The sequence below is a fragment of the Mucilaginibacter sp. AK015 genome, from assembly GCF_014200785.1.
In the GTDB taxonomy this organism is placed as follows: domain Bacteria; phylum Bacteroidota; class Bacteroidia; order Sphingobacteriales; family Sphingobacteriaceae; genus Mucilaginibacter.
The window spans coordinates 611963-625079 of sequence record NZ_JACHCV010000001.1; the positions used below are offsets into that span (position 1 = coordinate 611963).

Annotated in this window: 13 protein-coding genes and 1 other RNA gene; 8 read left to right on the plus strand and 6 right to left on the minus strand. The window is 45.1% G+C overall.

Annotation, left to right across the window (positions count from 1 at the left end; translation table 11 throughout):
• Positions 1-94: 94 nt before the first annotated feature.
• Complete coding sequence (locus HDC91_RS02610; RefSeq protein ID WP_183548205.1) at positions 95-796, minus strand: CoA transferase subunit A; 702 nt, start codon at positions 794-796, stop codon at positions 95-97.
• 393 nt (positions 797-1189) lie between these two features.
• On the opposite strand from HDC91_RS02610, the gene HDC91_RS02615 reads away from it, so the two are divergent.
• Positions 1190-1747, plus strand: a complete 558-nt coding sequence (locus tag HDC91_RS02615; protein WP_183548207.1) for a hypothetical protein — start codon at positions 1190-1192, stop codon at positions 1745-1747.
• A gap of 83 nt (positions 1748-1830) precedes the next feature.
• On the opposite strand, the gene HDC91_RS02620 is transcribed toward HDC91_RS02615, so the two are convergent.
• The 3 genes from HDC91_RS02620 to HDC91_RS02630 form a co-directional block, all read right to left on the minus strand.
• Positions 1831-2904: an SGNH/GDSL hydrolase family protein gene (locus tag HDC91_RS02620; protein WP_183548209.1), complete on the minus strand. Its 1074-nt coding sequence runs from the start codon at positions 2902-2904 to the stop codon at positions 1831-1833.
• A gap of 164 nt (positions 2905-3068) precedes the next feature.
• Complete coding sequence (locus HDC91_RS02625) at positions 3069-5432, minus strand: endonuclease MutS2 (RefSeq protein ID WP_183548211.1); 2364 nt, start codon at positions 5430-5432, stop codon at positions 3069-3071.
• Positions 5432-5902, minus strand: a complete 471-nt coding sequence (locus HDC91_RS02630) for a DUF4296 domain-containing protein (RefSeq protein ID WP_183548213.1) — start codon at positions 5900-5902, stop codon at positions 5432-5434. The genes HDC91_RS02625 and HDC91_RS02630 overlap by 1 nt, the downstream gene beginning before the upstream one ends.
• Before the next feature lie 41 nt (positions 5903-5943).
• On the opposite strand from HDC91_RS02630, the gene HDC91_RS02635 reads away from it, so the two are divergent.
• The 4 genes from HDC91_RS02635 (at position 5944) to HDC91_RS02650 (ending at position 9273) form a co-directional block, all read left to right on the plus strand.
• Positions 5944-6618, plus strand: a complete 675-nt coding sequence (locus HDC91_RS02635) for a YggS family pyridoxal phosphate-dependent enzyme (protein ID WP_183548215.1) — start codon at positions 5944-5946, stop codon at positions 6616-6618.
• 72 nt (positions 6619-6690) lie between these two features.
• On the plus strand, positions 6691-7164 hold the full coding sequence (locus tag HDC91_RS02640; RefSeq protein WP_183548217.1) for a GNAT family N-acetyltransferase: 474 nt from the start codon (positions 6691-6693) through the stop codon (positions 7162-7164).
• Positions 7165-7208: 44 nt separating this feature from the next.
• On the plus strand, positions 7209-8030 hold the full coding sequence (locus HDC91_RS02645) for a DUF3298 and DUF4163 domain-containing protein (RefSeq protein ID WP_183548219.1): 822 nt from the start codon (positions 7209-7211) through the stop codon (positions 8028-8030).
• Positions 8017-9273, plus strand: a complete 1257-nt coding sequence (locus tag HDC91_RS02650; RefSeq protein ID WP_183548221.1) for an aspartate kinase — start codon at positions 8017-8019, stop codon at positions 9271-9273. The genes HDC91_RS02645 and HDC91_RS02650 overlap by 14 nt, the downstream gene beginning before the upstream one ends.
• Before the next feature lie 3 nt (positions 9274-9276).
• Here HDC91_RS02650 and HDC91_RS02655 read toward each other — a convergent pair whose 3' ends face one another.
• The gene (locus HDC91_RS02655) at positions 9277-9951 is read right to left on the minus strand and encodes a DUF92 domain-containing protein (RefSeq protein WP_183548223.1); all 675 of its coding nucleotides are present in this window, start codon (positions 9949-9951) and stop codon (positions 9277-9279) included.
• 246 nt (positions 9952-10197) lie between these two features.
• On the opposite strand from HDC91_RS02655, the gene ffs reads away from it, so the two are divergent.
• Both ffs and HDC91_RS02665 read left to right on the plus strand, forming a co-directional pair.
• Positions 10198-10296, plus strand: an RNA gene (gene ffs, locus HDC91_RS02660) — signal recognition particle sRNA small type.
• A 113-nt stretch (positions 10297-10409) separates the two neighbouring features.
• Positions 10410-11366, plus strand: coding sequence for a YpdA family putative bacillithiol disulfide reductase (locus HDC91_RS02665; RefSeq protein ID WP_183548225.1), 957 nt, complete (start codon positions 10410-10412; stop codon positions 11364-11366).
• A 196-nt stretch (positions 11367-11562) separates the two neighbouring features.
• On the opposite strand, the gene HDC91_RS02670 is transcribed toward HDC91_RS02665, so the two are convergent.
• The gene (locus tag HDC91_RS02670) at positions 11563-12324 is read right to left on the minus strand and encodes a hypothetical protein (protein ID WP_183548227.1); all 762 of its coding nucleotides are present in this window, start codon (positions 12322-12324) and stop codon (positions 11563-11565) included.
• A gap of 155 nt (positions 12325-12479) precedes the next feature.
• Here HDC91_RS02670 and HDC91_RS02675 point away from each other — a divergent pair, with 155 nt between their 5' ends.
• Positions 12480-13103: a 7-carboxy-7-deazaguanine synthase QueE gene (locus HDC91_RS02675; RefSeq protein WP_183548229.1), complete on the plus strand. Its 624-nt coding sequence runs from the start codon at positions 12480-12482 to the stop codon at positions 13101-13103.
• Positions 13104-13117 lie beyond the last annotated feature (14 nt).

Sequence of the window (13117 nt, forward strand, 5' to 3'; positions counted from 1 at the left end):
CGTCATTGAGCGCGAGAGCGCGGTAATCTTCAAATTACATATCGCCTGTTTTTTTATCGAAAGATTGCTTCGTCCCTCTCAATGACGTGTGGTTTTATATTTCGCGTTTCCTCACCGTCCTTTGTTCTATCCTTTTCTCGTAATTCTCGCCCTGGAAAATACGGTGCACGTATATGCCCGGGGTATGGATGTTGTCCGGGTCAAGTTCGCCGGGCTCAACCAGCTCTTCAACTTCGGCAATGGTAACCTTACCGGCCATAGCCATTACCGGGTTAAAATTGCGTGCCATTGACCGGTAAACCAGGTTACCCAGCCTATCCCCTTTCCACGCTTTAACAATGGCAAAATCGGCTTCAAAAGCCATTTCCATCAGGTAATCCTTGCCGTTAAAATTACGTACTTCTTTACCAATGGCTACTTCGGTACCTATGCCTGCCGGGGTAAAAATGGCAGGCATACCATAGCCGGCGGCCATGCAGCGGGTAGCTAAAGTTCCCTGCGGTATCAGTTCCACCTCCAGTTCGCCGCTTAACAGCTGGCGTTCAAACTCCGCGTTTTCGCCTACATACGATGATATCATTTTTTTTACCTGGCGCTTATGTAGCAGCAAACCTATGCCAAAATCATCAACACCGGCGTTGTTAGATATACAGGTAAGGTTTTTTACCCCTTTTTTTACAAGGGCTGATATACTTTTCTCGGGCAGGCCGCACATGCCAAACCCACCCAACATCAGGGTCATGCCGTCTTCAATATCACGTATAGCCTCATCGGCTCCGCTCACTACTTTATTCATGTTTTATAATTGGTTGCGGTAAAATTAGACATTTTGCATGACGCATGCCAGTAAAATTACTATGCAAGCATAATATTTTTTCCGACGATTTGCCTTTATTCACGGTGTTCACGTTCGGCGCACGTGAACACCGTGAACATCCGTGAACACTTGACAATCAATGTATTACATTTTTCATAAAAACGCTATAATTTATGGTAAAAGTTCATTAAATAGTTTTAAAATATTGATAATGAATTATTTATACTTTTTTAGTGACCCTTGAGTTTTGTGAACGCTATTCTATATATAAAACACTTTTGTGCGCGAAGCAAGAAAAGGAACGCAACGGTAAGATCTATTCAAACAATTAAATATCTCAAACCTTTATTATATACATCAATTTATAACATCATGACAGCATATAATGATAATAACGAACAGGATAAACCACGTGCTTACCGCGTAGAGGATGACGATAACCTGGAAGAAAAGGACCTGCGCCGCACCGCCTTTATGTTTGGCAGTGAAGAAAAAACCGGCAACGAACCTGGTATGGAAGCCAATGGCGCGGGTGGCGACCGCTTTGGCGAAAATAGCAACACCCCTTCGGGCGACGATGGCAATAATCCATCGCAAAACGCAGGATATAGTAATGACTATTTCAAGCGCACCGAACCATCTGAAGAACATCCTGAGAACAATAATTTTAAAGATCCCAACCAGTTAGGGCAGTCAAATTATACCGAATCTACAGGTGCTGTACCAACCGGGCAATCTGACAGTGAAAACGAGGGGCCCGCAAAGGACGGCGAGGAAAATGACAGTGATACAGCGGATAACCGCAACCAATCGCAGCAAAGCTACCAGGAAGGTACCGCCGATAACGACGGGGATACTTCGGGCACTAATGCCGATGGAGACGTTGCCGGCTACGACGAACTACCGGATCAGCAAAAGGTTGGGGAGTGATGGGCTGAGTATAAAACGGTGAGTAGAGAATGGTGGAAGGTTGATATCCCAACTACTCACCATTCACCGCTCACTATTCACCATTACCATTTAAAAGTCTTTTCGATAAACCCTATCAGGTCATCGGCCATTGCCTGCTGCTCAGCGGCGCTCGGGTGACCCGGAGTGTTCTTATAAGGAAAAAAATGCGTGTAGATCGCTTTATCATGCAAGCCTGCTACCGCCTTTTCGATATATCCCGGCCAGGCCGAACCAGTTTTGGTGGCATCCATTGCACCTAAGGCACATATGATCTTTGCTTTGGGGTATTTGCTGCGGATAGATGCTATAAACTTTTGGTAATGATCGATTATATACGCTGGTGTAGGCGGCTCAGTGCCAAATAACCTTTTAAATTCCGGATGATCCTTATTCGTCGCTAACCACGAGTCGTTTTGGAACAGGTTTACCACCACCAGTTGGGGCGTATACTTCTTAAAATTCCACTTTTTGGTAGAATCGTTCGCGTTCACACGGTCATATATATCCGGCATTACATAATTAAACCAGCTGATAACCACTCCAATTCCGCTTTTTGATATGGAATGATAATAGGCGTTAAAATGTCGCGCGGTAATATTAGCGTAGCTTTTATAACCGTTCTCAAATTCGGCTGTGCCCCTGTCTTTGCCTGCAGTATCCTCAATGGCATACCCACACGTTATAGAGTTTCCGTAAAACTCCATCGTATGCGCGAAATTTGGCGGCGGCAATATCTTCCCGTCTAAATTAAAACTATAAAAAGATAAGGTGCCTATGTCATACTCCGTCCGTTTAAACAGTTCTAACCGGTGTTTGCCCTTTGGCAGTCCGCTTACAAGCGTATATTCTGTTGGGTTTATAGCAGGCTGAATGGTGGTATTGGTTACCCTGCCATCGACTACTACCGTTACCCTGTCCATCCCCGTATTGTCCTTTAACGTTGCCTTAGCTGATGTTCCGTTAAAGTTTATCAGTACGGATGATGCCGTCCAGGTAAGCTGCGCAGCGCTATCTGTAAGCGCTATGCGCCCCATAAATTTGATATTTTGGTTATCAAACCTGATGATAGTTTGCGCCCCGCAGCTAATGCAGGCAAATGATAAGGACAGAAACAGAAAAAACACAGGTCGTTTCATACTAAATTTATTGTTAATGTATTCTCAGTTGCCTCCCCAGGGAGGGGCGTGTAGGACTTGTGTAGTGGCAGGGAGGGGTTAACGTAGTACATCGCTTTATTAAACCCCTCCCTGCACCCTCCCGTTGGGAGGGAATCGCACCTGGCCCTGTTAAACTTATATCACTATTTTAGATAAACATATGTTACGCCTTGCCCGCCCCGGTCTGGGTGTTCGTCTTCCATACGGTCAACCTGGTCGTATTTTTTTAAATATTGCCGTATCATTTTACGCAGAATGCCATCCCCCTTACCGTGCAAAATTTTGAGGGTACCGAAACCCATCATCAGCGCACGGTCGAACAGTTTTTCAATAGCGAACAGCGCATCTTCGGTACGCATACCGCGCACATCTATTTCGGGGCTAAAGCTTGCAATATCCCCCGTGTGACTTATTCCGCTGCGCCGTATCTCTTTAGGCACAGTAGATTTGGCTACTTTTTCCACACGTTTCTTTTTTACCACGGTACGCAGTTCGCCCATGGCGATTACTACATTATCTTTTATCAGTTCTATTACCTGCCCGGTAGTATCCCCGTCAATCAGTTTAACCCAGTCGCCGGGTTTTATTTCTTCATCAACCGCCGGTTTTGCCTTAACAACGTCGGGTTTAACGGTATTACGCTGCACCTCGGCGTTCAGGTTATCGCGCAGGGTTTTGGTTACTTCCTTATCGGCATTGCTGCTTTTAATTTCGGCAATGGTGTTTTCAACCAGTTTATTGGCATTCAGGATAATGTTTTTAGCTTCCTGTTTGGCCTCTTTAAGCAGACTCTTACGGTTTTCGTCTAAAAAGCTTTTTAGTTCTTCGTTCTCGGCAAGCAGGCTATCCACGCGGCGCTGCTGCTTATCCAGCTTTAATTTGGTGTCAAATATCTCCTTCTTCTCGCGTTCAAGGTCAACCAGCAAACTATCAACCTTTTTTTGGCCGCTGCTTATTTTGTTTTTGGCCAGGTTAAGTACGTTTTGCGGCAAACCTATTTTTTGGGCTATTTCAAAAGCGTACGAGCTGCCCGGTTTGCCAACTTCCAGCATATACATGGGCAGCATTTCGGTATTGTTAAACAGCATCGAGGCGTTCTCGATCCCTTCGGTGTTACTGGCAAATATCTTCAGGTTAGAGTAATGCGTGGTAACCATACCCCTAACCTTTTTATGGTTCAGCGCTTCCAGCACGGCCTCGGCAATGGGCCCGCCAAACTGCGGGTCGGTACCGGTGCCAAACTCGTCTATCAGTATCAGTGTTTTACCGTTGGCATCCTCCACAAACTTCTTCATTTTCGATAGGTGCGCACTATAAGTACTCAGGTCGCTTTCAATCGATTGGTCGTCGCCTATGTCAACAAAAACCTGTTTAAACACGCCTGCTACACTATCGGCGCTTGCCGGTATCAGCAACCCCGCCTGCACCATTAATTGTAACAGGCCAACGGTTTTCATACAAACGGATTTTCCGCCGGCATTTGGGCCCGATACTACAATTACCCTGGTGCTTTCGTCGATACCTACATTAAGCGGTACTACTGTTTTATGATCCTTTTTAAAGCTCAGTAACAATAACGGGTGGCGGGCGTTCATAAGCCTTAACCGTGCCTCGTTCACTACTTTTGGCATTTCGGCGTCGATATCAATAGCAAACAACGCTTTGGCGCGCACAAAATCCAGCTTGGTAAGCAAGCCGTGGTATGATACTAACAGTGGCACATAAGGCCTCAGGTCGTCGGTCAAGGTGGTTAGTATTTTAATGATCTCGCGACGACGATCAAATTCCAGGTCGCGTATGCGGTTATTGAGCGAGAACACCTCCTCGGGCTCAAGGTAAACCGTTTGCCCTGACGCAGACTCATCATGAATAAATCCCTTAACCTTCCGCTTGTTTTCGGCCAGCAGCGGGATACACAGGCGCCCGTCGCGCACGGTTAATGAGCCATCCGCCGTCCACCCGTTGCCGGTAGCAGCCTTAAATATCTGGTCGATCTTTTTACGCGCCTCCTGCTCGGCTTTGGCTATGCCTGCAGTGATCTCCATCAGTTCGCGCGATGCGTTATGGCGTATCTTCCCCTTAGGGTCAATAATGGCATCTATCTTTTTCAGGATAGCTTTTTCTATCGGCAGGTGCTCAAACAAAGCCTCCAGGTTTGGGTAAAGGCCTTCACGTTCGTTAAAATAAGCTATAACCGCAAACACCGTGGTTAATGACGCCTGCACCTGGAAAAACTCCTCCTCAGATAAAAAAGAGCCTTCTATGCGGGCTTTATTGGCCAGCGATTTTATGTCGAAAAAATTATTGATGGGCAACGCCGCATCATTTTGCAGGATATTTTTAAACTCGTTTGCCTGGTTTAAAAATTTAGCTATCAGGTCATAATTGCTCATCACCTGTATCTTATCTACCATCTCCTGCCCCATTACGCTTAAGCAATGGGCCTTTATCAGTTGTTTTACTTCGGTAAACCCAAGTTTATCCGCGCTATTTTGGGGGTATAGCATTATTGAACAGATTTTAGAAGGTGTTTATTACCCTTTGTACGATGTAGCGGGTTTGCTGTCCTTGCGGTATCTGCACGTTTTATCGTATCCGGCGTTTTGGTTGGCGCCTCGGGTTTTGGCTTAATTGCCGCTTTATTGGTCGAATCTAATTTTGCTTTCAGGATAGCATCTATCTTATTATACATATCCTGCAGTTGCTCGGGTTGCGTTGTGTAATATTTTAGGCTCTTTTTAAAAGCCGCATCAGTAGTATGGTGTTTTTTAAATACGTTGTTAAACTTGGCGCTGGCATATTTGTACATGCTATCGGGTATTTGCGGTACCATATATATCTCGCCGTCGGTTAGGTGTATGTCTGTTAACAGGCTTATCATTTGCTGTTCTTTCATAACGCCCTCGGGTAACTGGTTGCTTTGGCAGGCGGTTAAACCAAGCAATACTGAAAAAAACAAGCTTATATATTTTTGCATTCTGTAATTTAGCGGCGTTATAAAAACAAAATTACGCATTAATGAGCATTGCAGATAACATCAAAAGCCTAAATAACGAAACCAGCAATATAAATGTTGCCCTGCTGGCAGTTTCTAAAACCAAACCCGTGGCCGACCTGCAAGAGGCGTACGATGCCGGGCAGCGCTTATTTGGTGAGAACACCGTACAGGAGCTGGTTGAAAAGCAGGAACAGTTGCCACAGGATATTGAATGGCATTTGATAGGCCACCTGCAAACCAATAAGGTTAAATACATTGCGCCGTTCATCAGCATGATACAATCTGTAGACAGCATGAAGCTTTTACAGGAAATAAATAAACATGCATTAAAAAACAACCGCGTTATTGACTGCCTGCTGCAAATTTACATTGCCGACGAAGAGACCAAGTTTGGTTTGGGTTTTGACGAGGCTATTGAATTCTTGCGCAGCGAAGAATACGCGGCCCTGAAAAATATCCGCATACGCGGGTTAATGGGCATTGCCACCAATACCGCTAACGAAAAACAGATAAAGGAAGAATATTACGAGCTAAAAACTTTTTTTGATGGCATTAAAACCAGCTTTTTCCGTAAGGATGACACGTTTGATACGCTATCGATGGGTATGTCGGCCGATTATAAGTTAGCCATTGAGCAGGGCAGCAATATGGTGCGCCTGGGCAGCACTATTTTTGGCGGAAGGGCTAAGAAATAATTAGTAAGTGATGAATTGTGAGTGGTTTTAATAAATAAATATTGAGTAATGACTCAATGACCTAATGACTCGATGACAAATAATTTTAGTATACGCATTGCCCAAAAGCAAGATTGCCCGCGATTGATGGAACTGGTTAACGAACTGGCTTTATTTGAGCGCGCGCCGGATGAAGTAACCGTTACCCTTGAAGAATTTGAAGATGCCGGCTTTGGCAGCAAACCTGTTTGGAAGGCTTTTGTAGCCGAAACCGATGGTAAAATTGTGGCGTTTGCCTTGTACTATGTGCGTTATTCTACCTGGAAAGGCAGCCGCCTGTACCTGGAAGACCTGATAGTGACCGAAGAATACCGCGGCCGTGGAATTGGTAAGATATTGTTTGACAGGTTATTCCAGGAAACGCGCGAACTGGGTTATAGCGGTATGGTATGGCAGGTGCTTGACTGGAACGAGCCGGCCATTACCTTCTATAAAAAATATGGCGCGGCTATTGAGGCAGGTTGGCTAAACGCGTCGCTATCTAAAGAGCAGATCGCCAATTTATAAGATTTGCAGATGAAAATCGACAATCATTGATCACTAAATATATAATGATGAGAGTAACGTCACTCCTGCTTTTAATTGTTTTGGGCTTAAGTTCATGCGAATGGGGCGCACCGGCAAAAAAAGACCCTAATGGTGTTTTTAGAGATACCCTTGCCTATGCTTATCAAACTATACATGAACGCGCTGCCGATTGCGGTAATAAGCCCGATAGCAGTTGCACAGTAGTAAAAATAAGCTATCCGCAGTTTAAAGATAAGCATGTGCTGAACGATACCATAAAGCACAAGCTGCTAAACATTTTTATGCTTGGCGAAAATCCCGATACCAGCCTGAATGCGCTGGCTGCCAAATTTCTGAAGTCGTACACGGCCTTTAAAAAGGATGACCCGCGAACACAGATGTTCTTTACACTGGATACATATGCCAAAGTTATCGGTCAGGATTCGGCCCTGGTTACGCTGGAATATGGCGGCTACACCTTTCAGGGTGGCGCCCACGGGGCAAGCTTTACCGGCTTTATTAACTGGGATGGCAAAACCGATAAAAACGTTACACTGGACGATATTATGGTAAGCGGCTATCAACCCGAACTGGCGAAGATCGCCGAAAAGATATTCAGAAAAGACGAAAAACTATCAGACACTTCCTCGCTGGCGCGCGATTACTTTTTTAAGGACAATAAATTCGCGCTGAATGAAAATTATTCCATTACGCCGCTCGGCATCCGTTTTGTTTACAATCAGTACGAAATTAAGCCTTATGCAGCCGGCCAAACCGAGTTGATACTGCCCTATTCGCAAATAAAAAAATTAATGCGGCCTCAGTCTGTGGCTTCACAATATATACATAAAAATGCTGGTATTTAAGTTTGGCGGCGCATCAGTTAAAGATGCGCAGGGTGTTATCAATCTGGGAAACGTGATAAGCAATTACAGCGGCCGTCAGCTGCTGATTGTGGTATCAGCCATGGGTAAAACCACCAACGCGCTCGAAAAGCTTACCGATGCTTATTTCAACGGCACCGAAGACCTGCACCAAATATTTGAGGAGGTAAAGGAGTATCATTACCACATTGCGCACGAGCTATTTGGCGAAGGCCACCCGGTATTTGACGAGATCGCCAACACCTTTGTGGAGATAGACTGGATGATAGAGGACGAGCCGCACGACGATTACGACTTTATCTACGACCAGATCGTTTCTATCGGCGAACTGGTATCCACCCGCATAGTTAACGCCTGGCTTAACCATACCGGCATTAGCAATAAATGGCTTGATGTGCGAGGGTACATCCATACCGATAACACCTACCGCGAAGGCGTTGTGGATTGGGATAAAACACGTGCAAGCATCCGGAAGGATATACCCGCGTTGTTAAATAACGGAATTGTGGTGACACAGGGCTTCCTGGGCGGCACATCCGAAAATTTTACGACAACACTGGGCCGCGAAGGATCGGACTATACGGCATCGATATTTGCGGCATGCCTGGGGGCCGAATCGGTAACTACCTGGAAGGATGTACCGGGAATTTTAAACGCCGACCCGAAGTTTTTTGCAGATACCATCAAATTTGACGAGCTGAGTTACCAGGAAGCCATTGAAATGACCTATTACGGCGCGAGTGTCATCCACCCAAAAACTATAAAACCGCTGCAAAACGCTAACATACCTTTATTGGTTAAACCTTTTACCCACCCGGACGCCCCCGGCACCGTGATAAAGGAAAGCGCGGTAAACAAGTTTGAAAAGCCGGTTATCATTGTAAAGCAAAACCAGGTGCTGCTATCTATATCGGCTACTGATTATTCGTTTATATCAGAAAGTCACTTAAGCGAAATATTCGGTTTGTTTGCCCGGCATCACGTAAAAGTGAATATGATGCAAACATCGGCTTTGAGCTTTACCGCCTGTATAGATTTTAGCGCCGAACGCTTTGAGAAATTGCTGCAGGCTCTAAAGGCGTCTTTTAAAGTAAAATACAATAGCGAACTTACGCTGATAACCTTGCGGCATTATACCATGGCCGCTGTTGAGGAACTTACCACAGGTAAAGCAGTGCTGATGAAACAAACCAGCAGGAACACCGCCCAGGTGGTGCTGAAGTAATAGTTATAAATATATCAGTAAACAGCATATCGCTGCTGCTGTAACTGTATTTATAAAATTCACCTCATTATTGTTCATCAGCCCCTTTCTTTCGAGCGTGGCGCCTAAAACGGAATCGGCGAGGTTGCCTGCAGTACCAGCTATAATGATATAAAGGAACGTGCTGTTTAATCCGGAGCTTGCGGCAAACGTAGCGGCTATAATTGTTGAGCCTGCTATACCGATCAGTGTCCCCTCCACGCTGATCACCCCGTCCCTGCCATTTTCATCAGCGCGGAAGTTTATGATATTATAAAAGCGTTTCCCGTAAACCGTGCCCAGTTCTGATGATAAGGTATCGGCCGTTGCTGACGCAAACGCTGCTGCCGTTAACACCGTTGCTAATAAATCGTTCCCGGGGATTATAAACGCGACCAAACCTATCAATGCCGGCAAACCTCCGTTGGCCAATACCTGCGTTGCATCGCGCTTTTCCTGGTGGGTGTTACTGCCTGCCGGTTTTTTGCCCTTGCTGTGAGATGTTGCAATAGTAGCCGATATAAAAAACGCCGCCAGCATAGCAATGCCCTTAAGGCCGGTGCCCAGGTATATTGATATGGCCACCATAATACCCATAACCGCGCCGCCGGACGTGAGTTTGCCGGTTTTATAGCTGGCATAAGCAGCGCCGAAAAGCATAATTAAATAAATAACAGTGGCCAAAAGCATGGTATGCCAAACATATAACTTTTTTGGTGCCCTTTAACAAAAGCGGGGCAAAAGCTTTAATTACGCATGCAGAAACAGTCGCAGGGGCGTTATAAAGGTAAGCGGCAGGCGGACTTATAACAAATTATCCCTTTGATAATCAATGCTTATTTAGGGTAATTTCGTTTTTTAATAATTTGTTAACCTAAAATCCATCCTTTTTCTATCTTTGCGCCGGGATAAGTCTTTTACGGCCAGCTCCTCTTGAACTCCCCCAGGGTGGGAACGCAGCAAGGGTAGAGAGTTGAGCGGCGCGATAAAAGTAGCTTATCCCATTTTTATTTCACGATTTTCTGTTCTCTTCCCTTTTGAACAGCGCTCCTTCAAAATTTGACATTCAGCATTCATTATTCGATATTTTCTTGCGCATAACTGCCTATCTTAGCAGCATGCTGGATATATTGATCATTGGCGGCGGCCCTATTGGCCTGGCATGCGGCCTGGCAGCGCAAAAAGCAGGTTTAAGCTTTGTTATTGTGGAGAAAGGCTGCCTCGTAAACTCGTTGTACAACTACCCTTCTACAATGACGTTCTTCTCTACGTCCGAAAAACTGGAGATCGGCGGCGTACCTTTTGTTACCGTAAACAATAAACCTACCCGCGCCGACGCGCTTGAATATTACCGCAGGGTTGCGCTATCCAACAAACTGCCGCTGAATTTATTTGAAGAGGTAACCGCCGTAAAGCCTGTTGATGGCGGCTATGAGATAACCAGTTCAAAACGCACTTATCTGGCTAAAAAGGTTATCCTGAGCACGGGCTTTTACGATATAGCGGTGAACCTCGATATCCCCGGCGAAAACCTGCCCAAAGTAAAACATTACTACCAGGACCCGCATTATTACACCCTGCAAAAAGTGGTGGTGGTGGGCAGCAGCAATTCGGCAATTGATGTGGCCTTAGAGACATATCGCAAAGGAGCCGAAGTTACTTTGGTAATACGCAGCGACGAGATCAGCAAACGTGTGAAGTACTGGGTACGGCCCGATATACTCAACCGGATAAAAGAAGGCAGTATAAAAGCGTACTTTAACTCGAACCTGGCGGCCATACGGCAAACTGAAGTGGATATTGATACGCCCGACGGCAAGATAACCATCCCTAATGATTTTGTGATGGCGATGACGGGCTATAAGCCCAACTTCGATTTTTTGTCTAAACTGGGCATTACATTAACCAAAGATAAATTTATACCCACCTATAACCCCGAAACAATGGAAACCAACCAGCCGGGCCTTTACCTTGCCGGTGTGGTTTGCGGCGGGTTAGATACACACCTTTGGTTCATAGAAAACTCGCGCATCCATGCCGATATGATTATCGGGGATATTGTAAGGAAGCGGTAAGTTGCCAGGCGTGTAAAACGACGGACCTGCACGATTCTTTCTCGTGGTAAGGGCAGGAAGTTATTTCACCATCCTGTCATTTCGGATGATGGACGGAAATCTTTTACCGGTAGTTAGTTAGACAGTACCCCAAATAGTCCCTTGTAATTGCGCAGTCAAAATGACGCTACATTCGTGTTATCGACTCAAGAAGTAATCAAAAATCTATTTTCAGGTTCATCAGCGCGGGGTTCTTCATCACCTCATCCATACTGGTTATAAGGACAACCTGCCTTCTGTCGGCAGATAGTACAGCCTTTGAATTATCGACTTTTTTCACCGGCCTGGCAAAGTTTAGGATCACTTTATACGGCATATCTATCAGCATAGCCTTGGCCATAGCAAATTTAGAACCGGCCTTTTTCAGGAAAGCATTAAACTTATCCTTGTCAATTACGCGATAAAATTTATGGTCGGTTATTTCGTAGTTATAATAGCTTTGGCCGGTAATAAGCGGCTGCGTATCAAAAGCTTTTACCTTATCATTGTTAGTAACGTTGTTTAGCTGGCTGTTCATAGATATACTGCTCAGGTGCTGCAGGTAGTACCGCAGGTCGGCAGCGTTTTTAGCCTCGTGCTTAATGCTTACCTTCATTATATTATTTTTCAGGTCCATTTTAACGGCAAGCTCACTGCCTTGCGCCATTTTCATTTCTTCGGCATTCATCTTTTGCGAAATACTATCGGGCAGGGCGCTGTAAAAATTCAGTGTGGTATCTTTTACCATACCAAATTGAGGTGTTTCGCGTACAGAGTCGGTCATCAGGTTCATTAATACCGATACGGCCTTACTCATATCAAAGCCATAAATTACATTACAGGCGCCATTGGCTTTAAAATCGTAACGTTCCTCAATATCTACGCACGAGCTAAGGCATAGCATGCCCAGCAGCATTAACGGAAGTAAGATTTTTTTCATAAAGCGACTGGTAAAAGGGGGCAAAGCTTAAATATCAGTTAAATATATATCAAAAATAGCTGGGCTACAAATGTTTAACAAAAAGACATATTACTGTAAATAAAAAAGCTTTTAGCTTTGTGCTTTCTGCATTAACCTTATTTTTGCGCCCTATTATGGCACACCAGGTTCCGGAAGATGGCACACTGCTTCCTTTAATGGAAGCGTTTTATACGATACAGGGAGAGGGATACAATACAGGCAAAGCCGCATATTTTATCCGCCTTGGGGGCTGCGATGTAGGCTGTCACTGGTGCGATGTTAAGGAAAGCTGGGATGCCGAACTGCATCCGCTTACCCTTGCAGATGCTATTGTTGAGAACGCTTCAACATTTCCATCGAAAGCGGTGGTAGTTACCGGCGGCGAGCCTTTAATATATAATCTCGATTATCTTACCCAAAACCTGCAGCACAAAGGCATTAAAACTTTTATTGAAACATCCGGCGCCTACCCGCTTTCGGGCAGTTGGGACTGGATATGCCTTTCGCCAAAAAAATTTAAAGCGCCTATGCAGGTGGTGGCAGATAAAGCGAACGAGTTAAAGGTTATCATCTTCAATAAATCAGATTTTGCGTTTGCCGAGCATAATGCTAAGCTTGTAGGCCCAAACTGCAAGCTTTACCTGCAGCCCGAGTGGTCTAAGCACACCGAAATGACCCCCCTTATTGTAGACTATGTAATGGCTAACCCACAATGGGAAATATCCCTGCAAACACATAAGTACCTAAATATCCCTTAATAATGTAACTTAGT

What these genes read in the sequence shown, in the direction of transcription:
- HDC91_RS02675 (WP_183548229.1), top strand. Translation starts at nt 12,480, where the DNA reads ATGGCACACCAGGTTCCGGAAGATGGCACACTGCTTCCTTTAATGGAA.
- HDC91_RS02670 (WP_183548227.1), bottom strand. Translation starts at nt 12,324, where the DNA reads ATGAAAAAAATCTTACTTCCGTTAATGCTGCTGGGCATGCTATGCCTT.
- HDC91_RS02655 (WP_183548223.1), bottom strand. Translation starts at nt 9,951, where the DNA reads ATGCTTTTCGGCGCTGCTTATGCCAGCTATAAAACCGGCAAACTCACG.
- HDC91_RS02645 (WP_183548219.1), top strand. Translation starts at nt 7,209, where the DNA reads ATGATGAGAGTAACGTCACTCCTGCTTTTAATTGTTTTGGGCTTAAGT.
- HDC91_RS02640 (WP_183548217.1), top strand. Translation starts at nt 6,691, where the DNA reads ATGACAAATAATTTTAGTATACGCATTGCCCAAAAGCAAGATTGCCCG.
- HDC91_RS02630 (WP_183548213.1), bottom strand. Translation starts at nt 5,902, where the DNA reads ATGCAAAAATATATAAGCTTGTTTTTTTCAGTATTGCTTGGTTTAACC.
- HDC91_RS02665 (WP_183548225.1), top strand. Translation starts at nt 10,410, where the DNA reads ATGCTGGATATATTGATCATTGGCGGCGGCCCTATTGGCCTGGCATGC.
- HDC91_RS02615 (WP_183548207.1), top strand. Translation starts at nt 1,190, where the DNA reads ATGACAGCATATAATGATAATAACGAACAGGATAAACCACGTGCTTAC.
- HDC91_RS02635 (WP_183548215.1), top strand. Translation starts at nt 5,944, where the DNA reads ATGAGCATTGCAGATAACATCAAAAGCCTAAATAACGAAACCAGCAAT.
- HDC91_RS02620 (WP_183548209.1), bottom strand. Translation starts at nt 2,904, where the DNA reads ATGAAACGACCTGTGTTTTTTCTGTTTCTGTCCTTATCATTTGCCTGC.
- HDC91_RS02650 (WP_183548221.1), top strand. Translation starts at nt 8,017, where the DNA reads ATGCTGGTATTTAAGTTTGGCGGCGCATCAGTTAAAGATGCGCAGGGT.
- HDC91_RS02610 (WP_183548205.1), bottom strand. Translation starts at nt 796, where the DNA reads ATGAATAAAGTAGTGAGCGGAGCCGATGAGGCTATACGTGATATTGAA.
- HDC91_RS02625 (WP_183548211.1), bottom strand. Translation starts at nt 5,432, where the DNA reads ATGCTATACCCCCAAAATAGCGCGGATAAACTTGGGTTTACCGAAGTA.